Origin of the sequence: Leifsonia poae (assembly GCF_020009625.1) — a bacterium.
GTDB classification, from domain to species: Bacteria; Actinomycetota; Actinomycetes; order Actinomycetales; family Microbacteriaceae; genus Leifsonia; species Leifsonia poae_A.
Window position 1 is genome coordinate 42,657 of the sequence record NZ_JAIHLP010000001.1, and the last position, 24,279, is coordinate 66,935.

Below are 24,279 nucleotides of genomic sequence, written 5' to 3' on the forward strand. Positions count from 1 at the left end.
CGTGACCGGCCCTGACCAGGATGGAGACGCCGACCATGGACATCACCCGCGCGCACAACGACAGGATGCGCGATCTCGACCCGCTGATCGGGCCGCTCGCGCCCCTCGATCCGACCGCCGCCGGCTATCGGGTGGCCAGGGTCGGCGCGGCGGGCGCCGAAGCGATCGCGCGGCTGGAGGCCGTCGAGGCGGATTCGCTGGACGCCGTCTGGGGTGCGCTCCGTCGTCACTCGCTCGACCTGCGGTCGGCCGGTGAGGACGGTGAGCGCACTGTCGCCGTCGAGCGCGTGCTCGACGCATGGTTGGCCGAGATCACCGATGCCGAGCGGCGCGGCGATCGGGACAGTTCCGCGCGCGTGGCGGTGCCGTCGCGAGATATCGCGCTGGTCAACGCGCTGTATGGTCGCGGTTTCGGGCCGACCGGCATCCGGGCGCTGAGGCCTCGCCCGCGTTCGCACCAGGGCGCGGCCCCCGGCCTCCCGCGAACGCTTCAGGGCGGCGTCGTCCGCACGGCGACGGTGGACGACGCCGAGGTGCTCGGCCGGCTCGATGAGAAGCTTCTCGCCTTGGACGCACATTTCGCCGGGGTCACCGTGCGGCCGAAGGCCGCCTCGATGTTCGCCGATGCCTATCGCGATCGTCTTCGGCGGGCGCCGGACACCACCTGGGTGCTCGAACGAGGCGGAACGATCACCGGGTTCATCCATGTCATGCCCGACGAAGCATCGCCGGAGCCGGATTCGCCGCCCCTCGCGCTCGTCGGCGGACAGTACCTCGTGGTCATGTACCTCGACGAGAGCGAGCGGGGCGCCGGAATGGGTGCTGAGTTCGTCGGAATCGCGCACGACATCCTGGATGCGACCGCCTCGCCGTACACCCTGCTCAGCTACGCCGTGGCGAATCCGCGCTCCGGGCCGTTCTGGTCGCGTTCGGGCTACCGACCGGTGATCACCGAATGGCAGCGGCGCCCGGCCGTGCTGTGATCGCCGCGCATTGACGCTCGCCGCACGGCGCCTTGACACGCCCGGAACACTCGCTGCCGACTCCTGGAGCGGCGCTCGGCGGCTCGCTTAGCGTCGAGGCAGCCAATCGATAGAGGAGGAATAGTGAGTCACATCGACGAACTGCTCAACAACACCCTGCCGCTGCTCGACGTGGAGTGGACGGACGAGGGTGAGGCCGCAGGCCTGGAGGAACCCGCCAACCTGGGCGAGGGCTTCGAACTCGTGGGCCGGCTGACGCAGAAGGACAGCCGCATCCACATGACCTACATCTGGGTCACCGAGCTCGACGAGGAGACCCACTGGGTCAATGAGCACGTGCACGACTACGACGAGGTGCTGATCTGGACGGGGAGCGACCCGGAGAATCCGCGGGATCTCGGTGCCGAGATCTACATGGAGATCGACGGTGAGCGGCGCACCATCACCGAGTCCGGGTCGATCTACATTCCGGCCGGCACCAAGCATTGTCCGCTCGGGTTCATCCGTGTCACGCGCCCGTTCACCTTCAGCGCGCTCTCGTTGGCACCGGAGTACAAGTCGACGCGATGACGAAGGTCGGACGGGGTTCCACCGAGGGGCCGGGTGCGGATCGCATCCGGCCCCTCGGCGTTGCGGTATGGTGGCTGTGCGATATAAGAATCGTGTGTTCGAATAGCGAATATGACTCGCTGGTGTGAGTCCCCACGACGAAGTGAGGAGAGTCCGTGCAGTTCCACCACCACGGCTATGTTTCCGGTGATCCGCGCATCCAGGCGGCGGCCGGTGTCGGCATCGATCGTCCCGATGAACTCCCGGATGCGGTCGACGTGCTCATCGTCGGCAGCGGACCGGCCGGCATGATCACCGCCGCGCAGCTCTCGCAGTTCCCCGGCATCACGACGCGCATCGTGGAGCGGCGCGGCGGCCGGCTCGCGATCGGCCAGGCGGACGGCATCCAGGCCCGCAGTGTGGAGACGTTCGACGCGTTCGGATTCGCCGAGCGGATCACGGCCGAGGCCTATCGAATCACGGAGATGGCCTTCTGGAAACCGGATCCTGCAGACCCAACGCGGATCGTGCGATCGGCGCGCGCCGTCGATGATCCGGCAGGGATCAGCGAGTTCCCGCACCTCATCGTCAACCAGGCCAGAGTGCTCGACTACTTCGCCGAGGTGATGGCGACCTCGCCGACCCGGATGACCCCCGACTACGGATTGGAGTTCGTCCGCCTCGAGATCGCCGAGACGGGGGCGTACCCGGTGACGGTCACCCTTGAGCACACGGTGGGAGACCGGGCGGGCGAGAGACGTATCGTGCGCGCGAGGTACGTCGTCGGAGCGGACGGGGCGCGCAGCAGAGTGCGCGAGTCGATCGGGTGCCACCTCGCCGGAGACCAGGCCAACCACGCCTGGGGCGTCATGGATGTGCTCGCGGTCACCGATTTCCCGGATATCCGCACGAAGTGCTCGATCCAGTCCGAGACAGGGAACATCCTGCTCATTCCCCGCGAGGGCGGACACCTTTTCCGAATGTATGTCGATCTCGGTGAGGTGGCGGCCGACGACAACGGCGCGGTGCGCGCCACCACAATCGAGCAGATCATCGCACAGGCGAACGGGATACTGCATCCGTACCGCCTCGATGTGCGGAGCGTGGCATGGCACAGCGTCTACGAGGTCGGCCATCGCCTGACCGACCGGTTCGACGACGTGCCGACCGGGGCGATCGGGTCCCGGGCGCCGCGTGTGTTCATCACCGGCGACTCATGCCACACACACAGCGCCAAAGCCGGACAGGGGATGAACGTCTCGATGCAGGACGGCTTCAACCTCGGGTGGAAGCTCGCGCACGTGCTCGAGGGCCGCAGCCCGGAGAGTCTGCTCGCAACATACTCCGCCGAGCGGCAGGTGGTGGCCAAGAACCTCATCGACTTCGACAAAGAGTGGTCGACCCTGATGGCGACGAAACCCGAAGACCTCGCCGACCCGTCAGAACTGGAGGACTTCTACGTCAGGACGGCGGAGTTCCCGGCCGGGTTCATGACCGAGTACGCGCCGTCACTGCTGATAGGGCAACCCGAGCATCAGAGCCTGGCAACGGGGTACCCGCTCGGCAAGCGGTTCAAGTCGGCGATCGTCGAACGCGTCTGCGACACGAACCCCGTGCACCTGGGCCACCAGGCGAAGGCAGACGGCCGCTGGCGCCTCTATGTCTTCGCCGACGCCGCGAAGGCGGGGGAGCCCTCGGCGCTCGCCGGGTTCGCGGAGTGGCTCGCCCACTCGCCCGAGTCCCCGGTCGTGGCGTGTACGCCACCGGACGGCGATGAGGACGCGTGGTTCGACATCACGGTGATCTACCAGCAGGACCATACCGGCGTCGACCTCGGTGCGGTGCCCGCTGTGTTCAAGCCGCGGGTCGGCCCGTTCGGCTTGATCGACCTGCAGAAGGTGTTCGCGGCCGAACGCGGCGACGACATCTTCGATCAGCGCGGGGTCGACCGCGGTGGTGCCGTCGTGGTCGTGCGGCCGGACCAGTATGTGGCGAACATCCTCCCGCTGACCGCGACGGACGATCTCGCCGCGTTCTTCCGACCGATTCTGTTCTCCCGACAGCCCGACCGCGTCTGAGACCGACACGGTGGAAGCGAGGGGCGGGATGACTGTGCGATCGCCGTGACGACGACGTAGCGCCCGTGAACGCATCCGGTCTGAGCCGCCCGTAGGCTGTCCCTGTGTCCGACTCATCCTCCTCGCCGCGCCGCATCGAGATCACCCTCCATCGGCCCCGGATCGGCTGGTACCCGAAGCCGACCGTCGTGTACAACGGGCACGGGCATCCCGCCCAGTGGGGAACCGGCACCTGGCAGATCGCCCTCGACGGCCCGACGTCGGTCGGCGTCTTCCTGTTCAATCGGTTGTGGAAGTTCGGTGCGGCCGAAACCATTGTCACCGCTGACGGCCCGACGAGACTCGTCTACCGTGCACCCGTGCTGCCCTTCCTGCCCGGGCGGCTGACAGCGGAGGCGTAGGTCCGATCCCACGCCCGGTGACGGTCGGTCCTACGACGGATGCGACATCGCTGCGCCCGCCGTATCGTCGAGGGGTGTCCACGCGGTGGACGGGAGAGGTTCGACGATGGACGGTCGGTCGAGAAGGATGCGATTCGCCGCCGTCGGTGCGCTCATCCTGGCCGTCGGACTGCTGGTCCACCGCTTCGTCGGCGGCGACCTCGGCGGCTTCCTGGGGGATGCGCTGTATGCGGCTCTCATCTACGTGCTCGTGGCATTCATCGCACCCCGGGTGCGGATCGTCGTGCCGGTGGCCGTAGCGCTGGCGTTCTGCTGGTCGATCGAGGTCTTCCAGCTGACACCGGTGCCGGCCGAGCTCTCCCAGACGATCCCCGGCGCCTCCCTCGTTCTTGGGTCGACGTTCCAATGGTTCGACCTCGTGGCGTACGCGATCGGGGTCGGGCTCGCCGCACTGCTGGATGCGCGTCCCCGCTCGGTCGCCGCCCGGCAGGCTCGAGGTGGTGCGTCGGAAGGTGAGCGCCTTCCGGGACGCTCCGGCTAACCCGCCTGCAGCAGGATCTTGCCCCGATGGACCGACGACTCCATGCGCCGGTGGGCCTGAGGGGCATCCTCCAGCGGGAACACGGAGTCGATGACCGGGCGCACCCGGCCGGCATCGAGCAGGGGCCACACGTGTTCGCGAACGGACGCGATGACGGCCACGCGTTCTGCGAGCGGTCGGGCGCGCAGTGTCGTTCCCCAGATGCGGGCGCGCTTGCGCATCAGCGTTCCCACGTCGATGCTGCTGGGGGTGTTGCTGCGCGCGGCGATCGACATGATGCGCCCGCCGACCGCCAGCGCTTCGAGGTCGCGGGCGATGTAGTCGCCGCCCACGATGTCGAGGACGACGTCGACGCCGACCCCGCGCGTGGCATCAGCGATGACATCGACGAAGTCCTGTTCGCGGTAGTCGATAGCGACCTCGGCGCCGAGTGCGCGACAGAACGCGACCTTCTCGGCGGTGCCGGCGGTGGCGAACACGCGTGCGCCCATCGCGGCGCCCAGCTGCACGGCCATCGAACCGATCCCGCTGGAGCCGCCGTGCACGAGCAGGCTCTCGCCGGGTCGCAGGCCGGCGTTGTGGAAGACGTTGGACCAGACGGTCGCCGTCACCTCAGGCAGCCCGGCCGCCTCGACGAGGTCGACTCCGGCCGGCACGGGCAGCACCAGGCCCGCATCCACTGTGGCGAGCTCAGCGTAGCCGCCGCCCGGAAGGAGTGCGCAGACCCGGTCGCCGACCGCCCATTCCGTCACGGATGCGCCCAGCCCGACGACCTCGCCCGACACCTCGAGCCCGGGCCAGTCCGGTGCGCCCGCCGGTGCGGGGTAGAAGCCGCGGCGCTGCGCGAGATCGGCGCCGTTCAGTCCGGCCGCGGCGACCCGGATGAGGATCTCCCGATCGCTCGGAACCGGGTCGTCCATTTCGGTCAGAGCGAGAACGTCGGGACCTCCGGGGGCGGTGATGACGACCGCGCGCATCAGCGCCCGCCCGACCGTTCGGCGGCGGGTGCTCGGCGGCCGAGCACATCCCGGATCTTCACCTTGTTCGTGTACTCGATCGACCCGTAGCGGAACAGCCGCACAGCCACCCGGAGCACGATCGCCGAGAGCACGAAGAGCTCGACGATGATGATGATCGCCTGCCACAACGGCAACGTTCCGAACGCGTTGCGCAGCAGGGCGGTCACAGGCGCCGAGTAGGGGAAGAACGAGAACACTTGCACGATCGTGGCGTTCGGGTCGCTGATGATGAGAGCGATCGTGTAGAAGGGGATGAAGATCAGCACCATCAGCGCGCCGAAGATCGGGCCCGCATCCTTGGCTGTCGGCATCACCGCACCGAGGGCGACGAGCGTTCCGGTGAACAGCGAGAACCCTCCGAGCAGGATGAGCGCGCCCACGATCATCTGCTGCGGGTCGAACACGAACGCCGACAGGTCGAGGTCGGGGATGTTCAGCTGGGAGCGGAAGAACAGGTAGGCGAGCACCGTGGGGATCGCGAACACCAACATCTGCACGATCCCGATCATGAACAGCGAGATCACCTTGCCGAGAATGAGACTCGTCGGGTTGATCGTGGTGAGGATCATCTCGGTGACGCGGTTCTCCTTCTCTTCGAGGGTGGAGTTCAGCATCTGGTTGCCGAGCAGCAGGATCACGATGTAAAAGATCACCAGGAAGAGCAGGGCGGGGATGACGGCGTTGAAGCCGCCTGCGACCTCCCCGTTTTTGAATGTGGTTGTGTCGGAAGAGACGGTGCCCTGCAGGATCGCGGAGTACTGGGGGGAGTCGATCCGACTTTCGACGCTCGTCGTGAGGATCGCTTCGGCGACCGAGGAGTATCGGCCGTTCTGGAAGACGCCGCTGTCGGCGCCGTAGACCTTGATCGGCTGTTTCGCCGGGTCGGCCGGGTAGGCGAAGAAGGCGTCGACCGTGCCGGTTTTCACTGCGGCGACGCCGGCGACGTCCCCCTCGGCCTTCGTGCCGCCGAGCTTGTCGACGACGGCGGGGTCGACCAGGCCGGAGGCATCGGTGTACTCGAACGAGAAGTGGGCGTCCTTCTGCGCGGCGGCACTCTTATCGGTCGAGCTGTTGGAGGCGAAGACGAGGAGGAACACGATGATCAGGATGACCGGCACGAACAGGGTGGCCACCCAGAACCGCCCCTTGGTGATCGTGCGGACGAACTCGAACGTGATGACGGTTCCGAGGTTGTGCTGGGCCATCAGCCGAGCTCCCTGTTCTCGGCTCCGTAGACTTCGACGAAGATGTCGTCGAGCGATTTGCGGGTCGGGGCGAAGCGCGCCACGTTCAAGCCGCCGTCGACGAGCGCCCGCAGGATGCCACTGACATCGGCGTCGTTCGCGACCTCGAGCTGGGCGTGGCCGCGCTCATCCGACAGCAGCGTGTAGTCGGGGGAGGTGGGGATCGTGCCGGTGTGGTCGACGTGGATGACGGTGCCACCGAACTGCTCCTGCACCTCGGCGACGGTGCCGTAGGCGCGCGATGTTCCGTCTTTGAGCAGAATCACGCGATCGCAGAGTCGTTCGACTTCCTCCATCTGGTGGGTGACCATCATCACCGTCGATCCCGCCTTCTTCTGGTCGTCGATGATGTCCATGAGCAGGCGGCGGTTGACCGGGTCGAAGCCTTTCGTGGGCTCGTCGAGGATGAGGAGCTCGGGGTCGTTCATGATCGTCACGCCGAGCTGCACTTTCTGCTGCTGACCGCCCGAGAGCTTGTCGAGGCGCACCTTCTCTTTCTCGCCGATGCCGACCCGCTCCAGGTATTCACGGGACCACCGACGCGCGTGTTCTTTGCCGAGCCCCTTCAATTTGCCGAAGTAGACCATCACGTCGATCACGGACTCTTTCTTGTAGAGCCCGCGCTCCTCGGGCAGGTACCCGAGTCGCTCGCCGGTCTCCGGGCTGAACGTCCGGCCGTCGATGAGGAGGGTGCCGCCGGTCGGCTGGTAGATGCCGAGGAGGGCGCGGATCGTCGTTGTCTTGCCAGACCCGTTGCTTCCGAGGAAGCCGAACGTCTCGCCCCGGTTGATGTCGAAGGAGAGGTCGCGGATGACGGTGGTGCGGCCGAAGTCCATGCGGAAGTTCGCGATGTGCACGAGGGGGGTGCGGTTGCGGTGCTCACCGTCCCCAACCTAGTGATAGACGTCGTGGCCGGGAAGCCTTGACACGGTGAAGAGTTCGATCTACTGTATTCAACAGAAACGTTGATAAAGGAGTTAATTGAGTATGCAGCAGGATGCGGCGGCTGAAGATCGGCTCGACCGGGCGTTCCAGGCGTTGGGCGACCGGGTGCGACGGGCCATCGTCGCCCGCCTCAGTCGGGGGCCGGCGACGGTCAACGAGCTGGCGGAGCCGTTCGCCATCACGACGCAGGCGATCTCTCGGCACATCCACGTGCTGGAGCACGCCGGGCTCGTGACCCGCAGCCGCGACGCGCAGCGGCGGCCTGTGCACCTGAACCCCGGGGCGCTCGAAGAGCTCACCGCGTGGATCGACGGCTACCGCCTCGTGCGCGAACAGCAGTTCCGCACGCTGGACGCCGTTCTCGCCGAGCCCGGCCCCGCTCGGGGCCGGGCCGGTGGGGGCGGAGGAACCCATAACAAGGAGAAATGATCATGAGCAATCCCGTCACCATCACCGCCCCGGAAGGGCTGCCGTTCGTCGACGTCGTGCGCGAGTTCGACGCTCCCGTCGAGAAGGTGTTCGAGGCCCACCGCAACCCCGACCTCGTCGCGCGCTGGCTCGGTCCCCGAGGGTACGCCATGGTCATCGAGGAGTATTCCTTCCGTACCGGGGGTCGCTATCGCTATGTGCACCGCGACACCGACGGTGCGGAGTACGCCTTCCACGGCGTCTTCCATGTGGTCCGCGACAACGAATTCGCGATCCAGACCTTCGAGTTCGAAGGCTTTCCGGATGTCGTGAGCATCGAATCCTTGAGCTTCGAACCGCTGGAGGGTGGACGCAGCCGTCTGCGCGTGCATGCCGTCTACCCGAGCCTCGAGGCGCGGGACGGGATCGTCGCGTCCGGGCAGGCGAAAGGGTTGACCGAGGGCTACGAACGACTCGACGACGTCGTGACCGCGCGCTGAAGCGGCGGCGGCCGGCGACGGGGCGATCAGGAGTTCTGTTCGCCCCGCGGCTGTGCCGAACCCTTCAGGCTGCCGGTGGTCTGGCCGTCGAGGTAGACGACGCAGATCGCCGAATGAATCTGGTCCCAGGTCTCCTCGACCGGGGGATAGGAGCTCCACCCCGCCTCCGCCGCCTCGGGCGCGATGCCGACGTAGGCTGCGAAAGCGTCATGGCAGCTCGTATCTGCGGAATTCTCGACGGCCGTGTCGCCCGGGTAGGAGCCGCTTCCCACGGAGGGGATGGCGTAGATTTCGCTGTCGTGCGGAACGGAGCAGTCCACCACCGGGAAGCCCGGACCGGTGTACGAGTCGTCGAGATCGTCGATGCACTCGCCGACGACGAGATCGGGAAAGTCGGTGGGTGTTCCCCCCGAGTCCGGGGCTGCATCCGTACCGCCAGAGGGATCGGCCGGCGCTGTCGCGCTCGGCGGAGCCTTGCGCAAGAACCGGTCGCGGATGACATCCCCGAACGGAACGCAGGCTGTAAGGCTGACGGTCATCAGGGCGGCCACAACCGCGGCGAGCATCGCACTGCGGTGCGGACGACGGGTCGGTCTCATCGGTCTCCTCGGGTCTTGCGCCTACGCTAGTGCCTCCAAAAGCGCTTCGTGCAGCAATCCATTGCTCGCGAGGGAGGAACCATTGCCCGGACCCGCCTGGCCCGTCACCGACGTGAACCGGCCTCCTGCCTCCTCGACGATCGGGATGAGCGCCGCGAGGTCGTAACTCTTCACACCGAATTCGCCGACGGCGTCGACGAGTCCTTCGGCGAGCAGCATGTACGACCACATGTCGCCGTATGCGCGGTCCCGCCACACCTGTCGGGTGAGGGCGACCAGCCGATCGAGGTAGCCTGCCTCATCCCACTGGGCGATGCTCTGGAAGCTGATCGATGCGTCCGCCAGCTCTGTGACCCCTGAGACGGACAACCGTCGCGGCTCGCCACCGTTCTCGGAGGTCCAGGCGCCCGAACCAGACGCCGCCCACCAGCGCCGGCCGAGGGCGGGAGAGCTGACGACGCCCACCACGGGCACTCCGTCGACAGCCAGAGCTATGAGCGTTCCCCACACCGGAACGCCGCGAAGATAGTTCGCCGTGCCATCGATCGGGTCGATGATCCACTGCCGTGTCGCATCCCCCTCTGTGCCGAACTCTTCACCGAGGATGCCGTCGGCCGGCCGTTCAGCGGCGAGGGTCTCGCGGATGGCGCGCTCCACTGCCAGATCAGCTTCGGTGACGTGGGTGCGGTCCTGTTTGGTGTCGACTCGCAGCCCGATGCTGCGGAACTTGTCGGCGGAGATGCGGTCGGCCGCATCCGCGAGGCGGAGGGCGAGGGCGAGGTCGTCGGAGAGAGGGGCGGTGCTGGCGAGGTTCGAAGTCACGCGAAGAGCCTACCGACCGGGCGTGTCTTCCCGGTGCGGAATCGGCACCCGTCTCGTGACCCGCCGTCGCGGGGTGCTCGATTGGCGGGAGGCGCGAATCAGATGCTAGTGTTGAGCCTCGGTTCGGGTAACGAATCGAAACGCACCTCTAGCTCAATCGGCAGAGCAACTGACTCTTAATCAGTGGGTTCCGGGTTCAAGTCCCGGGGGGTGCACAATCAAGGCCCGGAATCTAGCGGATTCCGGGCCTTTTTCGTTGGCTACCGAGTCGAGGCGAATCGCGAATCCAGTATTTACCCATTACTTTGAAACATCGTCTCAATGACTTCTGCGAAGTCTGAGACCTGTTCAGCCCGCTCCAAGTAGTACGTCGTCGTGATCTCTTCGGACTCGTGCCCCAGCTGCGATTGAGCCGCCTTAATGCCCAGGGTCTGGTCCAGATGGGTGGCAATTGCCTTGCGGAAATCCCGGGGAGTCTTGCCGACGTACGGGGACCCTTTCAGAGCCTCGCGCCAATGCCGACGTGTATTCGCCGGCCATCGGTACGTCCCAGTGCTTGACGGGAAGACCATCTCAAAGTGAGCGTTGATACGACGCTCGGTGAGCATCTGAACTGCTGTTGCCGGGAGCATCAGTCCGCGCTGTCCAGCCTCCGATTTGGGGTGATCTTGGCGGAAGAGCTTGCCGGTATCCGGGTCGGTGGAGAGCGTGCCGCAGATTCGCAACAGCCCTCGATCCAGGGCAACATCTTGCTCCCATCGTGGCGCCAAGCCTTCGCCGGTCCTCGCTCCGGTGGACATGATGAGCATCGATATCTCAGACAGTTCCGATGTGTGGGTTTCGTCGTACGCCGCGAAAAGCTCTCGCATCCGGTGGATGTGATTGATGGCGATGACCTTGACAACATTCTTGACCGCCGGCACGGGCATCGTCTCTGTCACGGGGTTCTTGCCGATCGCTCCTTGCCTCACGGCCAGGGCAAACATCTGAAGCATGACCGTCCGCGCGGTCCGGGCGATTGCCGGCGTAGCGAGCATGGACTTGATGAATCGATCAACCCGAGGCACTGATGCCTCGTTCAGCCGCAAGCTTCCGATTCCCGGCTTGATTCTCGACTGAATCGAGTTCCTGTACGTGTTGAATGTCCCTGCGACGGTCTTCTTGAGTCGCAGTTCTTCAAGCCACTTATCAGCGAGCTCGCTAACCGACGAAGTGGGGGAGAGGAGGTCAGCGTCGGTCCCCTCCGCGAGCTTAGATTTGAGCGCCTTGATGAGGTTCTGCTCCGCATTCGCTTCGGTTCTTCCGTTGCGCTGCATCTGTCGACGCCTCCCGCTTGCGTCGCGGAAATACGCGTATGCGATCGGTTGGCCGTCGATCGTGGTTCGCCGAATCGATCCCCACGTCTCGAGTACCAGTGGTGGTCTAGCCATACCGAATCCTCTCAGGAGAGCGCTCGCGCGAGCGTGTTCGTAAATCGTCCAAGTGGGCGCGTGCTGTACGTGCGGGCGCCGAGCCGTTGCAGGCAATGCGTCCGGTAGTGGTCGAGCAAGTCGATGGTGATGCCGAGCTCGTCGGCGATGTAGAACCGGTCAGTGCTGACCTGTTCGAGGGCGGCGTACTCGGCCGGGTCGATCAAGAGCTCCGCAGCGAACGTATCGGCCTGGCGTTCGGCGGTGAGCGAGTCGCAGGTGTGGCCGTGGTGGGCGTGCCCGAGTTCGTGGGCGATCGTGCAGCGGCGCTCGTCGGGGGTGAGCGACAGGTCGAAGTAGATGCGCCCCTCGCTGGGGGAGTAGTACCCCAGGCCGCCATCGTCGAGATGGACTCCGTGCACCCTGACCCCCATCTCCGCCGCCCTCCGGAGCAAAACCTTCACCGCATCCTCCATCTACTCCGCGTGAGGCTGGTCGGCCTTCTTTCGCCCTTTCTTCGCCACCAGGTCGACGTCCTTTTTGGTCACGTCCTCGTGTGTCACATCCCAATCCTCACCGATGAGATCGTCATCCGTGAGAGAACTCTCAGTATCGGGGGAGGGTGCGACATCCAGGATCGGCGTGAGCTTTGGAACCGCCCTTCCAGAGGCGGGTGGAATCATGGGAAGGCGGTCATCTTCGGGGTAGGTTGACCCGTCGCGTTCGCCTAGTTCGACAGCGAGGCGGCTATATGCGGTTTCGACTATCACCTGCGGATCAATGTCGATTACTTCGCACGCCTCACAGACGACGGAAAGCGGAATCTCGGTCTTCCCGTTGAGCCACCGGTTGAAAGCGGCGGGAGAGCGATTGATCGCTTCGGCTACGGCCGAGGCTGTAAAGCCCATGGCTGTGATCTTCCCCTTCAACTCGAGCCCCACAAATCGCGTGAAAATCTCGGCCCTCTGTCGGATGTTCATATCGACACACTATCACTCATTTTGGACAATTCAAGTGTTCAAAGCGATAAACGATTGAACTTGACACTTGCCGCGATGAGTAATTAGATTGCTCATATGAACAATCCGGTCATCGAGTGGAGCGCCAGGGCAGTGCGAGACGCAATTGCCGATGCGGGGCGTTCCAAGCGTTCCGTCTCTGATGAGACGGGCATTCCATATCCGACCCTCAACCGCAAATTGGCTGCGAAGTCCGAGTTCAGCTTCACGGAACTACTGATGCTCGCCGATGCGCTCGGCGTGGCCCCAAAACAGTTCACGCCACCCGTATTCGCCTAGCCGCTGAGCGCGCGGACGCCCATCAGGGGCGCTATTTGTCGCGCCTAGAAAAGAGAGGAACAGCAATGACAGCCGGCACCAGTCTCGTCGCCATGAACGACGGTGAGCTAACCACCACCTCGCAGATCATCGCGGACGGGACGGGCATAGAGCACGCCTCCGTGCTCCGCACGATCGACGGCAACCGAGCCGATTTCGAGGATTTCGGCCCACTCCGATTTGAAATCCGAGAGGGTGCGCGTCTTCCACAAGGCGGTTTCGCGAAGGGGACGCGGATAGCGCTACTATCCGAGTCCCAGGCGACGCTTCTTATGACGTTCATGCGGAACATTGGCCCCGTAAAGGCCTTCAAGAAGGCGCTGGTGAAGGCATTCTATGAGCTCGCACGCCACGGGATGGCGCTTCCGCAGACGCGGGCCGAAGCACTCCGCGAACTGGCTTCCCAGATCGAAGCCAACGAGGCCCTCGAAGCCAAGGCAGCGCTTGACGCACCGAAGGTGCTATTCGCAGATGCGGTCGCAACGTCCAAGACCACAGTCCTTGTCGGCGAGTTGGCGAAAGTGCTTCGCGGCAACGGCATCGAACTCGGTCAGAACCGACTGTTCGAACGGCTCCGCGAGGACGGATACCTGATCCGTCGAGCAGGCTCCGACTGGAACATGCCGACGCAGCGTGCGATGGAACTCGGCCTGTTCGAGATCAAGGAGACCGCTGTAACCCACTCCGATGGTCACGTGACCGTGAACAAGACCCCGAAGGTCACGGGCAAGGGGCAGGCGTACTTCGTGAACAGGTACTCCGCATGAGCGGGGGAGTGGTTTGGATGACCGAGTTTGAGGCATCCGAGCACTGCAATATCCCCGTCAACACCTTGCGTGCGTGGCGGCAAAAGGAAGCCAAGGAGGCGGGATCGAGCCCGCTGCGCTTCCACCGAATTGGCCGGCTCGTCCGGTACGTCCAGTCCGAGCTGGACCACGACATGGCGCACGGACGTCGTGCGGCTTAGGCGAACAAAAGGAAACGCCTCGGGGGCAACCGAGGCGAATCAAGAGAAAGGCACCAGTAATGCCCGAAGCAATTGTACCCAAGACGTCGGGAGGTCGGCCGAGCACCTTCGCCGACCTCGACGACTACACCGTTGCGCCGCACGAATTCATCAAGGCTGACTCGCAGTTCCTCATGCGTGACATCGCGGTGGGCCACGCATTCCTCGCGCTTCTCGAAGCACTTCGCGCGTCGGCGGAGTTCGACCTCACCGAGGACGGCGAAATCAAAGCGACCGTCGCGCTCGCGGAGGAAGAGAAGACGGCCAGGCTCCGTTCGGCCCAGTCTTCGTGGGATGTGTCCAAAGCCTGGTATGAGGAGGCGGAGGAGAAAGTCATCGAATCGTGGAAGCGCTATTCGGTCAACGCGTGGGCTAGGCGCGAGGGTCGCGAGCCCATCGATTGGGAACAGCACGACGCGCAGCACGAGCGGGTGTCCGCATGAGCGCCGACATTGTCCCGTTCGCGTTCGAGGGGGTGGAAGTACGCACCCTCACCATCAACGGTGAGACATGGTTCGTACTTGCTGACCTGTGCAACTACCTCGGGATCTCGAATCCGTCCAACGTCGCGGCGAGGCTCGACCCGACCACAACGGATACCCTCCGCCTGACAGAGGGTAATCGCGGCAACCCGAACGTGACCATCGTCAACGAGTCGGGCATGTACGAAGCGGTCATCAGATCGGACAAGCCGGAAGCGGTCAGATTCCGCCATTGGCTCACAGGCACGGTTCTTCCCGAGATCAGGAGAACTGGATCGTACGGTCACCCGGCCGACGATCTCGCGCTCCCCACCGACTACCTGTCCGCGCTGAAAGCGTTGGTGCAGCGTGAAGAGCAGAACGTCGAACTCGCGCAGCAGAACGCCGAGCTCACGCCGCGTGCGATCGCGTGGGATGCGATCGCTTCGGCTGAGGGTGACTACTCGGTCGGTGAGGCGGCGAAGATGCTCGCCCACGCAGGCATCTCGAACATGGGTCCGCAGCGGTTGTTTTCCCGGCTGGCGGACATTGGTTGGACTTTCCGTGCTGGCGCGGCATGGCAGGCGAAAGCAGACCGGGTGGAGAAGGGGTTCCTCTCGATCAAGCCGCAGTTCCACTACCACCCGGGCACCGGAGCGCGCGTAGTTGACCCGCCTCAGGTGCGGGTGACGCTCAAGGGTGTCGAGCAACTGCGGCGGCGGCTCGGTGGCGGCAACGGCGCCATTCAGGTGGTGCCGTCGTGAGCCGTCATGCCGCGGTGGTGCTGCCCCTCAACCACCGGAAGTCGTTCATCATCCCGATCCCGGCCGAACCGGTGGAGGATCCCGAGGTTCTGGAGGTGACGTGCTGATGCACCCGGACACGTTCGATTACGAGTCGCATATGGACTGGGCGGAACGTGTGCCCGATCCGGTGCGACGTGAGCCGAAACGTCCGAATGGTGCAGCAGTCGCCGCGACGATCGTCGTCCTCGTGATCGGTGCCGTCGCCGCCTCATGGCTTGTCCTTGCGGTTGCGGGGGTGACGTTCCGATGAAACCGGTTCGCGTGTTCTTCATCGTCTGCCTCATCGCCGCGATCTTCGTCGGCTACTCCGCCGGTACCGCACACAACGACGACCTTCTCCGCCTTGCTGCGGTCCTCTCCATCATCTTCTTCGCTGGCGCCTGTCTCGCATGGGACATCGACCAGCCCACCAACCCGAAAGGCAACACCCATGAGTGAACTCCACGCGTTCAAAGGCTTCAACGAGGACCTGACATGCCGGGGCTTCCAATACGTCGAAGGTGAGACGTACGAACAGGATGCGCCCGCCCGTCTCTGCAGCACAGGTTTCCACGCTGTGACCAGCCCTCTCGACGTGTTCTCCTACTACCCGCCAGCGGGTTCGGTGTATCACGCCGTGACGTTGGATGATGTCGACGGCAAGCGCGAGGACGATTCGAAGGTTGCTGGACGTCGCATCAAGGTCGGTGCACGCCTTTCCATCCCAGCATTGGTGAAGGCTCACATCGACTTCGTGTGGGAGAACGTCAAGAAGGATGACGTTCCGGCGGCGTCCAACACCGGCTACCGGTCGGCGGCGTCCAACACCGGCGACTACTCGGCGGCGTCCAACACCGGCTACCGGTCGGCGGCGTCCAACACCGGCAACTACTCGGCGGCGTCCAACACCGGCAACTACTCGGCGGCGTCCAACACCGGCGACCGGTCGGCGGCGTCCAACACCGGCGACCGGTCGGCGGCGTCCAACACCGGCGACTACTCGGCGGCGTCCAACACCGGCTACCGGTCGGCGGCGTCCAACACCGGCGACCGGTCGGCGGCGTCCAACACCGGCGACTACTCGGCGGCGTCCAACACCGGCTACCGGTCGGCGGCGTCCAACACCGGCAACTACTCGGCGGCGTCCAACACCGGCAACTACTCGGCGGCGTCCAACACCGGCTACCAGTCGGCGGCGTCCAACACCGGCTACCAGTCGGCGGCGTCGGTCGAAGGTGCCGAGTCTGTCGCGATCGTCACCGGCAAAGACTCCAAAGCCTCCGGGGCGCTCGGCTGCTGGCTGGTCCTCACAGAGCGTGACGACGACTACCGCATCGTCTCCGTCCAGTCGGTGAAGGTCGACGGCAAGAAGGTCAAGGCGGGCGTGTTCTACACCCTCCGCGACGGGAAGGTCGTGACCGCATGAGCGACCCGATGCCCACTGTCAGAGACATCCTCTACCCGGACTTCTCCGGAAACGTCACCCCGATCAGACCCCCGGCACCGTCGACCCCGACGCTCGTGCAGTTCACCGCCCCCGACCCACTCGAGGGAAACCCCTACGACCTGATCGAGGGCGAAGACTACGAGGTCGACCTGTGACCGCCACACTTGCCGGGATCATCCCGGACCTTCCCGACGATGAGTATCACCGTCGCCCTGAGCTCAGCAGCACCGGCGTCCGGAAGATCCTCGAAGCGCCAGCGATCTACCGGCACTACATGGACACCACGCAGCCGGGAAAGAGGGCGTTCGATGTTGGCCATGTTGCTCACGCGAAAGTCCTCGGAGTCGGAACCGGTGTGATCGAGTACCCGCCCGAGCACCTGACGCCAAGCGGCAACGTGTCCACCAAGAAGGCGACCGAAGAGTGGGCTGCCGCGCAGCGCGCCCTGGGCTTCGCACCTGTCAGCCCTGACGACGTTGGCAAGGTCGACGCCATGGCGGAAGCCGTGCTTGCTCATCCTGACGCTCGGTCGGTTCTTGAGACTGTCGCCGGCCGCGAGGTGAGCTTGTTCGCCACCATCGACGGCGTACCAATGCGTGCCCGGTTCGACATCTACGACGGGATCAACGGCGGCGACCTGAAAACAGCCCGAGATGCGTCCCCGAGGGGGTTCAACGCTGCGGTCGGACGGCTCGGCTACCACATCCAGGACCGCTGGTATGCGGAGGCGCACACGGCGATCACTGGCACCGAGCTTGAGTCGTTCAAGTTCATCGTCGTGGAAACGGCGGCCCCTCACCTGGTGGGTGTGTATGACCTCGACTTCATGTGGGAAGACCTCGCCAAAGAACGAACCAAGCGAGCGCGCGAACTGTACGCGCGCTGCACCGAAACGAACACATGGCCCGGCTATCAGAGCGCAACGCTGACACCGCCGACCTGGGCCCTGTACGAGAACGAGGAAGAGGAGATCCAGGTCTGATGAATATCGCATCGACAACAGAACCAAAATCGGACCAGCAGAACTACGACGACTACATCGACGGCCCCAAAACAGTCACCGTCAGCCAGGTCAAGGCCGGGTCTGCTGAGCAGCCTGTGGAGGTTCACCTGGTCGAGTTCCCCGGGCGGCCCTTCAAGCCCTCCAAGTCCATGAGACGCGTCCTCGTCACCTGCTGGGGCAGCGACTCGTCCGCCTACGCCGGCCGCAAGTTGACCCTATTCGGCGACCCGGGTGTGACGTTCGGCGGGCAGGCTGTCGGTGGCATCAGGATCAGCGCCCTGTCGCACCTCGAAAACCCGGTCACAGTGTCTCTCACCGTCACCCGGGGGAAACGGGCACCGTTCGTCGTGCAGCCCATCGAAACACCCAGACCGAAGGACACGTCCGGGCGGGACTGGTTGACCGAGCTCGCAGACACCAACGGCGACCGCGGCCTGATCGAAGCGCTTGGACATGCAGCCAGCGAAGCCAACGCGCTACCCACCGTCCTCACGATCATCCGTCAGGCATACCAGGACGCGAAGGCCGGGGCTGTCACGGTCACACAGACAGACGGTGACGACGCATGAGCGCGTCATCGTACACCGAGTTCCTTGCGCGCAAGGCTCAGTTGGTGAACGCCGGTGGGTTCGAGCCCGTGGTGATGCCCGACCATCTGTTCGACTATCAGCGGTCCCTGGTCGAGTGGGCGGTGCGCATCGGGCGCGGAGGCATCTTCGCTGACTGCGGCCTCGGGAAGACACCCATGGAGCTCGCCTGGGCGCAGAACGTATTCGAGCACACCGGTAAGCCTGTGCTGCTGGTGACACCTCTGGCAGTGGGATTCCAAATCGTTACCGAAGCGGAGAAGTTCGGCCACGACGCCGCCCTGTCCCGTGAAGGCAAGGTGACGGCGCCGATCACCGTGACGAACTACGAGCAGCTGAACAAGTTCGACTGGTCCCGGTTCGGTGGCGTCGTCTGCGACGAGTCCTCAGCGATCAAGTCATTCGACGGCGCACGCCGAGCAGAGGTCACGGAGTTCATGCGGCGGGTGCAATACCGGCTTCTCGGCACGGCGACAGCGGCGCCGAATGACTACATCGAGCTGGGCACCTCCTCGGAAGCGCTCGGTGATCTCGGGTACATGGACATGTTGACCCGGTTCTTTGTGAACGACAACCGCACTAGTACGAGCCGTGCCAAATTCGCGGCCGCGAGCCGTGAGGTGGGGTGGCGGCTGAAGGGGCATGCCTCGGGACCGTTCTGGCAGTGGGTCGCGACCTGGGCTCGAGCTATTCGCCGGCCTTCGGACTTCGGCTTCTCGGACGCCGGCCACATACTCCCCGAACTCATCGAGCGCGTGTCTGTCGTTGAGGCTCGGGAAGCTCGCCCGGACACTCTCTTTGATATGCCGGCCGTGGGGCTGCAGGAAGAACGCGAAGAGAACCGGCGCACGCTCGTGGAGCGCTGCGAAGCGGCGGCCTCCGCCGTGGCGGACGCCGAGCACGCCGTGTCCTGGTGCCATCTGAACGACGAATCTGCCCTACTCACCCGCCTGATCGATGGAGCGGTGGAAGTGTCCGGCTCAGATTCCCCCGATGCGAAGGAAGAGAAGCTCGCCGCGTTTACCCGCGGAGAGATTCGCGTGCTCGTCACCAAGCCCTCGATCGGTGCCTGGGGACTCAACTGGCAGCACTGCAACCGGATGACCTACTTCCCCTCCCACTCGTACGAGCAGATGTACCAGGCCGTCCGGAGGGTGTGGAGGTTCGGCCAGAAGCTGCCCGTGACTGTCGATCTGATCACCACCGAAGGCGGCCTCAACGTCTTGGCGAACCTGCAGCGGAAGGCTGCCCAGGCCGACGAAATGTTCAGCGAGCTGGTCACCCATATGAACGCTGCGCGCGCCGTCGACCGGCACGTGTACGACAAAGAACTGGAGGTGCCGGCATGGCTGGCGTCCTGAATCAGCAGATCACCGACCGGTGGGCGATCTACAACGCCGACTCGATGGATGTCATGGCAGCCATGCCAGACGAGTCCATTCACGCATCGATCTACTCGCCCCCATTCGCTGGCCTGTACATCTACTCGTCCAACGACCGCGACGTTTCGAACGCTCGCAGCTACGACGAGTTCGCAGAGCACTACGGGCTCTTCATCGATGAGCTCTACCGGATCACCAAGCCGGGCCGCCTCACAGCCGTGCATGCCGCACCGGTCCCGTCCGGCAACAGCGGCAAGGACTCATACCGAGACTTCCCTGGCGACGTGATCCGTTGGCACCAGGCGCGCGGCTGGGAGTGGGTATCGCGACACGTGATCTGGAAGGAACCCCTTGCGGTTCGTAACCGAACCATGGCGAAGAACCTCGCGCACAAGACCATCGTCACGGATGCCGCATATGGCGGCGTCGCGTCCGCCGATGAACTGCTCGTGTTCCGCAAGCCCGGAGAATCGGTCGAGCCGATCACCCACCCCGTGGGTCTCACCTCGAACTACGCAGGCTCAGAACGGATGCCCGCCGAATTGTTGAGATTCAGAGGGTGGGACGGCGACCAGAAACTCAATCGGTACTCACACTGGATCTGGCGCCGCTACGCATCGTCGGTTTGGGACGACGTTCGCATCGACCGCGTACTTCCCTTCCGCGATGCGAAAGACGAAGACGACGAGAAGCACGTTCACCCGCTGCAACTCGATGTCATCGAACGGTTCATCGACCTCCGCACCAAGCCCGGCGAGACAGTGTTCACCCCGTTCATGGGCGTTGGCTCGGAAGTATTCGCCGCTGTTCAAATGGACCGCTATGGGATCGGCTCCGAACTCAAGCCGTCGTATTTCGAGCAGGCTCTGCGCAACATGGCTGCGGTCGACTCCGAGAATGTCGACGACGAAGCACTCGACTTCGACTCCATCTCCTCAGATCCAGCAGACGCGGACTGGGACGGTGCGGCGTGACCCGGCAGGAGCACGCCGCCGCAGCGCGTCTCGCCCGCCAACCTCGGCCCGGTTCGGCTGCGGAGTATCGCGCGAGGTTCAACGGGAACGCTGCGTTCACGTACCCGTCTGAAGTGTTGGCGTTCGAGGCTGCTGTAGGACCGGAGAACCCTCTGAAGGAACAGCTGATCAGGACCACGTTCAACGTGGATGCCACCCGCTACTTCCAACGTCTGTCGTTCCTGATCACTGAGGACTTGGAGAACTCGTTGAAGATCGACCCGGTTCTGGTGCATCGTCTCGTGGATCGTGCGCAGAGGAAAGCCTCCGCCCGTGTTGCACGCGGCACCTCGGAGTGGGGTGAGTTCTGATGGGTCGCACGTACAAGGACGGCCGGATGAGTCCGGCGGAGGTTCTCGAGGAGGTGCGTTGGTTCCTCGATGGCGGCATCAACCCGCGCATGATCACAACCCAGTTGGGGCGTACCGCTGAGGCGATCAGTACTGCTGCACACCGTGCGGGAGATCGTGGACGCGTTCAAGCCGTATGTGACCGAGGAACGGTGGGAGCGGGAACAAGCCCACGGCACCCGCCCACACCGACGCCCACTCAAAGCGGCGAGCGCAGCATGAGCGCCGCCAAGCGCTACAGGGTTCGTTCCTACGCGGATGATGTGGCTGAGACCACGGTGGATCTCGACGAGGCCCAGCTTGCCGCCGTCATGGGAGTTCTCAACGGGCTCGGCAATCAGGGCAGCTACACGGCGAGCTTCACCGTGTACGAGGTCGACTCACAGGGCAACGAGATCGCGGGAGTGATGCCGCTGTGAACGCGCTACTCACGAAATCAGTCGGCTACAAGCACCCGGACATCGCATGGAACGGCCTCACCGTAACAGACCTATTCTGCGGCGCTGGCGGATCATCCTCCGGCCTGGTAGCCGCAGGCTATCGCGTCGTGATCGCCGCGAACCACTGGGCGCGCGCGATCGAGTCGCACCAGCTCAACCACCCGGAGACCGATCACAGCTCGGCGGACATCTCGCAGGTGAACCCGGCCTACTTCCCGCGCACGGACGTCCTGTGGGCGTCGCCGGAGTGCACGAACCATTCGGTCGCGAAGGGCGTCAAACGGCAACGAGCCGAGAACGCCGCCCTCTTCGACCTCGACGGTACCCGACCGCTCTCCGACGACGCCGCAAACCGGTCCCGCGCGACCATGTGGGACGTGCCCCGGTTCGCCGAGCACCACCAGTACCGGGCGATCATCATCGAGAACGTCGTCGACGCCTACCGGTGGGTTCAATTCCCCGCCTGGCTGCTGGCAATGGAGCTCCTCGGCTACAAGCACGAGATCGTCTGGCTGAACTCGATGCACGCGCAGGGCGGCGGGCTGCCGGCCCCACAGTCGCGTGACCGGATGTACATCGTCTTCTGGCGCAAGGACCTCGCGACGGCGAAGAACCCGCGCCCCCGCCTCGAACGGTGGACGCGCCCGCACGCGGTCTGCGCCGAACACGGCGAGATCCGCGCGGTGCAGGCGTTCAAGAAGGCCGAGCCGTGGGGCCGCTACCGCGCCCAGTACGTCTACCGCTGCCCGAAGTGCGCCCTCGTTGTGGAGCCTGCGTGGCTGCCGGCGGCGTCCGCGATCGACTGGTCCATCCGCGGTGAACGGATCGGCGACCGGAAGAAGCCGCTGGCGGAGAAGACGCGCCTGCGGATCGAGAAGGGCATCGAGCGGTACTGGAAGCCGCTCGTCGTCGCGGCAGCCGGGAACACGTACGACTCGGCGTCGGGCAAGGGCGGCAGCTACATCCGCGCCTACCCCGCCGACGAGACGATGCCGACCCAATCGACCACTGTGCAGCACGGCGTCGCGGTCCCTCCGCTCGTCGTCAACAACGTGTCAGGTGCCGACAACTCGCGGTCGACCACCGTCGGCGAAGTTCTGCCCGCGCTGGTCGCCGGCGGCACGCACGCCTCGCTGCTGATCCCAGTGGAAGGCCGCGAGGGCAAGGCTGCGGCGTCGGTGATGGACCCTATGCGGACGCAGTCGACGCGCGCCGAGACCGCCCTCATGGTCCCCGCCGGCGGCACCTGGCGCACGGATGCGACGCCCGTCTCAGCCGTCATGGCCACGCGCACGACAACGGAGACTGATGCCCTCGTGATCCCGCTGCGCAACCACGGCGTCGCGAAGAGCGCCGCCCACCCGATCGACACCGTCGCGGCGAACGGCAACCACCACGCACTCGTGATGCGCAACAACCAGGGCGGCGCCGAGATGAGCACGCCCGTCGCCGAACCGCTGCGGACGCTGACCACAGGCGGCCACCAGTCACTCCTTGTGCCCTACTACGGGACGGGAACGGCGAGCACAACGAGTGAGCCCGTCGGCACGTTGACGACAACCGACCGCTTCGGGTTCGCCGAGGGTATCTCGCTCGACGTCGATGACGTCGAGTTCCGGATGCTCGAGCCCGACGAGATCAAGCGCGGCATGGCGTTCCCGGACGACTACGTGCTCCTCGGGACGAAGCGTGAGCAGGTCAAACAGTCCGGCAACGCGGTGACGCCGCCGGCTGCCCGAGACCTGGGGCGCGCGGTCGCGGAATACCTTCTGGAGGTGGCGGCGTGACTCAGTCAGCGACCCGTGATCGAGTGGTCGGTGTCGAAGTACAGGTGGATGTCGGCGTCCTCTTCGGGAGTCGCATCAAGAACATGCTCATATCGGTCGTTGAGCCACACGTAGGCGGAGCCATTCCCTCGATCGCTGCCTCGGGGCCGACGCGCGGCCCTGAGCAGTTCACCGTTGGCCGGGTTGATCTTCGTAGTTGCCATGCTCTCAGCCTGCCACCGTTTCCACCCTCAATCTCAGGAGCGGTCGCGTGATCCGGCCAAAATACGAGTCCCCGAGACCGTCCAAGGCCGCGGAGGCCGACGCGTACGAGATCGCCACGCTGCGCGACATGGGGGTGTGTCAACGGTGCCGGCGCGACTGCGGCCCGTTCAACCGCGACCATCGGCAGAACCGCCGCCCGGGCAACACGCGTGCGTCGAACCTGCAAGGTCTCGGCGGGTCGGGGACGACCGGGTGTCACGGATGGAAGACGTCTCACCCGAAGGACGCGATCGAGCAGGGGTGGGCATGCCCGTCATGGGCTGACCCCGCCGAATGGCCAGCACGCCGGTACCTGCCGACGTCTTGGGGTTCCCTCCGTCTCGGGTGGGTGCTGTACGGGGACGACGGCAGCATCACCGAGATAAGCGAGGCCGAAGCGCGTCGGCGGATGGGGCTGGAGGACAGCGACTGATGGCGGGCCTGAACTGGGCGCGTCTCGACGCGAACTTCTCCTCGAATCACAAAACACTCGCCCTTTTGGGCACGAAAGGAGGCGATCATGCCGCACTTGTCTACGTTTTCAGCCTCGGATATTGCGCCTTCAACGGCACCGACGGATTCATCCCGAAAGCAGCCCCGGGAACCTTCCACGGGACCGCGAAAGACGCCACCCTGCTCGTCGAGGTCGGGCTGTGGAAACCGATCGATGGGGGCTGGGATGTCAATGACTGGGCGGAGTACCAGCCCACGACGGAGGAATCCCGAGCCCGAAGTGACCGCGCCAGGAAGGCAGCCGCGAAGAGGTGGGGCACCGATGGATAGCACTGCTCAAAGCAATGCGTCCGGCATTGCGCCGAGCATGCGGAATGCCATGCACGCAACGCAACGCAACGCGACTAACGCAACGCGGTCAAGCCAACCACAGAGAATCCTCGCCTTTCAAACCGTGCGAGTGGCCTTGTGGATAACTCAAATCTCG

Annotated in this window: 33 protein-coding genes and 1 tRNA gene; 25 read left to right on the forward strand and 9 right to left on the reverse strand. The window is 64.8% G+C overall.

The window, feature by feature from the left end:
* Nucleotides 1–35 precede the first annotated feature (35 nt).
* From K5L49_RS00240 to K5L49_RS00260, 5 genes are all read left to right on the forward strand, one after another.
* Nucleotides 36–983 (forward strand): hypothetical protein, encoded by a 948-nt coding sequence (locus tag K5L49_RS00240; protein ID WP_223690056.1) that lies wholly within the window; start codon nucleotides 36–38, stop codon nucleotides 981–983.
* 123 nt (nucleotides 984–1,106) lie between these two features.
* Nucleotides 1,107–1,553 (forward strand): hypothetical protein, encoded by a 447-nt coding sequence (locus K5L49_RS00245; protein ID WP_223690057.1) that lies wholly within the window; start codon nucleotides 1,107–1,109, stop codon nucleotides 1,551–1,553.
* A gap of 155 nt (nucleotides 1,554–1,708) precedes the next feature.
* On the forward strand, nucleotides 1,709–3,610 hold the full coding sequence (locus K5L49_RS00250; protein WP_223690058.1) for an FAD-binding monooxygenase: 1,902 nt from the start codon (nucleotides 1,709–1,711) through the stop codon (nucleotides 3,608–3,610).
* A gap of 104 nt (nucleotides 3,611–3,714) precedes the next feature.
* The gene (locus K5L49_RS00255) at nucleotides 3,715–4,011 is read left to right on the forward strand and encodes a hypothetical protein (RefSeq protein WP_223690059.1); all 297 of its coding nucleotides are present in this window, start codon (nucleotides 3,715–3,717) and stop codon (nucleotides 4,009–4,011) included.
* Between the two features lie 127 nt (nucleotides 4,012–4,138).
* The gene (locus K5L49_RS00260; protein WP_223690060.1) at nucleotides 4,139–4,552 is read left to right on the forward strand and encodes a ribosomal maturation YjgA family protein; all 414 of its coding nucleotides are present in this window, start codon (nucleotides 4,139–4,141) and stop codon (nucleotides 4,550–4,552) included.
* Here the strand turns inward: K5L49_RS00260 and K5L49_RS00265 are convergent.
* Genes K5L49_RS00265 through K5L49_RS00275 form a run of 3 tightly spaced genes read right to left on the reverse strand, consistent with a single transcriptional unit; the run spans nucleotide 4,549 to nucleotide 7,651 of the window.
* Entirely contained in the window at nucleotides 4,549–5,529 is a 981-nt protein-coding gene (locus K5L49_RS00265; RefSeq protein WP_223690061.1) for an NAD(P)H-quinone oxidoreductase, read from the reverse strand. The two genes, K5L49_RS00260 and K5L49_RS00265, sit on opposite strands and share 4 nt — an antisense overlap.
* Entirely contained in the window at nucleotides 5,529–6,776 is a 1,248-nt protein-coding gene (locus tag K5L49_RS00270; RefSeq protein WP_223690062.1) for an ABC transporter permease, read from the reverse strand. The genes K5L49_RS00265 and K5L49_RS00270 overlap by 1 nt, the downstream gene beginning before the upstream one ends.
* On the reverse strand, nucleotides 6,776–7,651 hold the full coding sequence (locus tag K5L49_RS00275) for an ABC transporter ATP-binding protein (protein ID WP_223690129.1): 876 nt from the start codon (nucleotides 7,649–7,651) through the stop codon (nucleotides 6,776–6,778). Before K5L49_RS00275 ends, K5L49_RS00270 begins: the two co-directional genes overlap by 1 nt.
* A 151-nt stretch (nucleotides 7,652–7,802) precedes the next feature.
* Here K5L49_RS00275 and K5L49_RS00280 point away from each other — a divergent pair, with 151 nt between their 5' ends.
* A complete protein-coding gene (locus K5L49_RS00280; protein WP_223690130.1) occupies nucleotides 7,803–8,189 on the forward strand; it encodes an ArsR/SmtB family transcription factor in 387 nt (128 codons plus the stop codon).
* Between the two features lie 2 nt (nucleotides 8,190–8,191).
* Nucleotides 8,192–8,668: an SRPBCC family protein gene (locus K5L49_RS00285; RefSeq protein ID WP_223690063.1), complete on the forward strand. Its 477-nt coding sequence runs from the start codon at nucleotides 8,192–8,194 to the stop codon at nucleotides 8,666–8,668.
* A 26-nt stretch (nucleotides 8,669–8,694) separates the two neighbouring features.
* Here the strand turns inward: K5L49_RS00285 and K5L49_RS00290 are convergent, their stop codons facing one another.
* Together K5L49_RS00290 and hisN are read right to left on the reverse strand one after the other, a co-directional pair.
* Nucleotides 8,695–9,267, reverse strand: a complete 573-nt coding sequence (locus K5L49_RS00290) for a septum formation family protein (RefSeq protein ID WP_223690064.1) — start codon at nucleotides 9,265–9,267, stop codon at nucleotides 8,695–8,697.
* Nucleotides 9,268–9,288: 21 nt separating this feature from the next.
* Nucleotides 9,289–10,089, reverse strand: coding sequence for a histidinol-phosphatase (gene hisN / locus K5L49_RS00295; RefSeq protein WP_223690065.1), 801 nt, complete (start codon nucleotides 10,087–10,089; stop codon nucleotides 9,289–9,291).
* A gap of 142 nt (nucleotides 10,090–10,231) precedes the next feature.
* Here hisN and K5L49_RS00300 point away from each other — a divergent pair.
* A tRNA-Lys gene (locus tag K5L49_RS00300) sits at nucleotides 10,232–10,304 on the forward strand.
* Between the two features lie 78 nt (nucleotides 10,305–10,382).
* Here K5L49_RS00300 and K5L49_RS00305 read toward each other — a convergent pair.
* The 3 genes from K5L49_RS00305 to K5L49_RS00315 are packed head-to-tail and all read right to left on the reverse strand — an operon-like array spanning nucleotide 10,383 to nucleotide 12,478.
* A complete protein-coding gene (locus tag K5L49_RS00305) occupies nucleotides 10,383–11,519 on the reverse strand; it encodes a tyrosine-type recombinase/integrase (protein WP_223690066.1) in 1,137 nt (378 codons plus the stop codon).
* Nucleotides 11,520–11,530: 11 nt separating this feature from the next.
* A complete protein-coding gene (locus tag K5L49_RS00310) occupies nucleotides 11,531–11,962 on the reverse strand; it encodes an ImmA/IrrE family metallo-endopeptidase (protein WP_223690067.1) in 432 nt (143 codons plus the stop codon).
* A 12-nt stretch (nucleotides 11,963–11,974) separates the two neighbouring features.
* On the reverse strand, nucleotides 11,975–12,478 hold the full coding sequence (locus tag K5L49_RS00315) for a helix-turn-helix domain-containing protein (protein ID WP_223690068.1): 504 nt from the start codon (nucleotides 12,476–12,478) through the stop codon (nucleotides 11,975–11,977).
* 96 nt (nucleotides 12,479–12,574) lie between these two features.
* Here K5L49_RS00315 and K5L49_RS00320 point away from each other — a divergent pair, with 96 nt between their 5' ends.
* The 16 genes from K5L49_RS00320 (at nucleotide 12,575) to K5L49_RS20320 (ending at nucleotide 23,096) form a co-directional block, all read left to right on the forward strand.
* Complete coding sequence (locus K5L49_RS00320) at nucleotides 12,575–12,796, forward strand: helix-turn-helix domain-containing protein (protein WP_223690069.1); 222 nt, start codon at nucleotides 12,575–12,577, stop codon at nucleotides 12,794–12,796.
* Nucleotides 12,797–12,861: 65 nt separating this feature from the next.
* Complete coding sequence (locus K5L49_RS00325) at nucleotides 12,862–13,602, forward strand: phage regulatory protein/antirepressor Ant (protein ID WP_223690070.1); 741 nt, start codon at nucleotides 12,862–12,864, stop codon at nucleotides 13,600–13,602.
* A gap of 17 nt (nucleotides 13,603–13,619) precedes the next feature.
* The gene (locus K5L49_RS00330) at nucleotides 13,620–13,802 is read left to right on the forward strand and encodes a helix-turn-helix domain-containing protein (protein ID WP_223690071.1); all 183 of its coding nucleotides are present in this window, start codon (nucleotides 13,620–13,622) and stop codon (nucleotides 13,800–13,802) included.
* A 59-nt stretch (nucleotides 13,803–13,861) separates the two neighbouring features.
* Complete coding sequence (locus K5L49_RS00335; RefSeq protein ID WP_223690072.1) at nucleotides 13,862–14,284, forward strand: DUF7432 family protein; 423 nt, start codon at nucleotides 13,862–13,864, stop codon at nucleotides 14,282–14,284.
* Complete coding sequence (locus K5L49_RS00340; protein WP_223690073.1) at nucleotides 14,281–15,066, forward strand: phage antirepressor KilAC domain-containing protein; 786 nt, start codon at nucleotides 14,281–14,283, stop codon at nucleotides 15,064–15,066. Before K5L49_RS00335 ends, K5L49_RS00340 begins: the two co-directional genes overlap by 4 nt.
* Nucleotides 15,067–15,172: 106 nt before the next feature.
* Nucleotides 15,173–15,358, forward strand: coding sequence for a hypothetical protein (locus K5L49_RS00345; RefSeq protein ID WP_223690074.1), 186 nt, complete (start codon nucleotides 15,173–15,175; stop codon nucleotides 15,356–15,358).
* Nucleotides 15,355–15,546, forward strand: a complete 192-nt coding sequence (locus K5L49_RS00350; RefSeq protein WP_223690075.1) for a hypothetical protein — start codon at nucleotides 15,355–15,357, stop codon at nucleotides 15,544–15,546. The genes K5L49_RS00345 and K5L49_RS00350 overlap by 4 nt, the downstream gene beginning before the upstream one ends.
* The gene (locus K5L49_RS00355) at nucleotides 15,539–16,513 is read left to right on the forward strand and encodes a DUF7666 domain-containing protein (RefSeq protein ID WP_223690076.1); all 975 of its coding nucleotides are present in this window, start codon (nucleotides 15,539–15,541) and stop codon (nucleotides 16,511–16,513) included. Before K5L49_RS00350 ends, K5L49_RS00355 begins: the two co-directional genes overlap by 8 nt.
* A gap of 8 nt (nucleotides 16,514–16,521) precedes the next feature.
* Nucleotides 16,522–16,689 carry a hypothetical protein gene (locus K5L49_RS00360; RefSeq protein WP_223690077.1) on the forward strand — a complete coding sequence of 56 codons (168 nt, stop codon included), beginning with the start codon at nucleotides 16,522–16,524 and terminating at the stop codon, nucleotides 16,687–16,689.
* Complete coding sequence (locus K5L49_RS00365) at nucleotides 16,686–17,516, forward strand: PD-(D/E)XK nuclease-like domain-containing protein (protein WP_223690078.1); 831 nt, start codon at nucleotides 16,686–16,688, stop codon at nucleotides 17,514–17,516. The genes K5L49_RS00360 and K5L49_RS00365 overlap by 4 nt, the downstream gene beginning before the upstream one ends.
* A complete protein-coding gene (locus K5L49_RS00370) occupies nucleotides 17,516–18,106 on the forward strand; it encodes a hypothetical protein (protein WP_223690079.1) in 591 nt (196 codons plus the stop codon). The genes K5L49_RS00365 and K5L49_RS00370 overlap by 1 nt, the downstream gene beginning before the upstream one ends.
* Nucleotides 18,103–19,485: a DEAD/DEAH box helicase gene (locus tag K5L49_RS00375; RefSeq protein WP_223690080.1), complete on the forward strand. Its 1,383-nt coding sequence runs from the start codon at nucleotides 18,103–18,105 to the stop codon at nucleotides 19,483–19,485. Before K5L49_RS00370 ends, K5L49_RS00375 begins: the two co-directional genes overlap by 4 nt.
* Entirely contained in the window at nucleotides 19,470–20,480 is a 1,011-nt protein-coding gene (locus tag K5L49_RS00380) for a DNA-methyltransferase (protein ID WP_223690081.1), read from the forward strand. Before K5L49_RS00375 ends, K5L49_RS00380 begins: the two co-directional genes overlap by 16 nt.
* Nucleotides 20,477–20,830 (forward strand): DUF3263 domain-containing protein, encoded by a 354-nt coding sequence (locus tag K5L49_RS00385; protein WP_223690082.1) that lies wholly within the window; start codon nucleotides 20,477–20,479, stop codon nucleotides 20,828–20,830. Before K5L49_RS00380 ends, K5L49_RS00385 begins: the two co-directional genes overlap by 4 nt.
* Nucleotides 20,831–21,132: 302 nt before the next feature.
* A complete protein-coding gene (locus tag K5L49_RS00390) occupies nucleotides 21,133–21,288 on the forward strand; it encodes a hypothetical protein (protein WP_223690083.1) in 156 nt (51 codons plus the stop codon).
* On the forward strand, nucleotides 21,285–23,096 hold the full coding sequence (locus tag K5L49_RS20320; RefSeq protein ID WP_223690084.1) for a DNA cytosine methyltransferase: 1,812 nt from the start codon (nucleotides 21,285–21,287) through the stop codon (nucleotides 23,094–23,096). The genes K5L49_RS00390 and K5L49_RS20320 overlap by 4 nt, the downstream gene beginning before the upstream one ends.
* Nucleotides 23,097–23,101: 5 nt before the next feature.
* On the opposite strand, the gene K5L49_RS00400 is transcribed toward K5L49_RS20320, so the two are convergent.
* The gene (locus K5L49_RS00400; RefSeq protein WP_223690085.1) at nucleotides 23,102–23,299 is read right to left on the reverse strand and encodes a hypothetical protein; all 198 of its coding nucleotides are present in this window, start codon (nucleotides 23,297–23,299) and stop codon (nucleotides 23,102–23,104) included.
* Nucleotides 23,300–23,771: 472 nt separating this feature from the next.
* On the opposite strand from K5L49_RS00400, the gene K5L49_RS00405 reads away from it, so the two are divergent.
* On the forward strand, nucleotides 23,772–24,122 hold the full coding sequence (locus K5L49_RS00405) for a hypothetical protein (protein WP_223690086.1): 351 nt from the start codon (nucleotides 23,772–23,774) through the stop codon (nucleotides 24,120–24,122).
* Nucleotides 24,123–24,279: the final 157 nt, after the last annotated feature.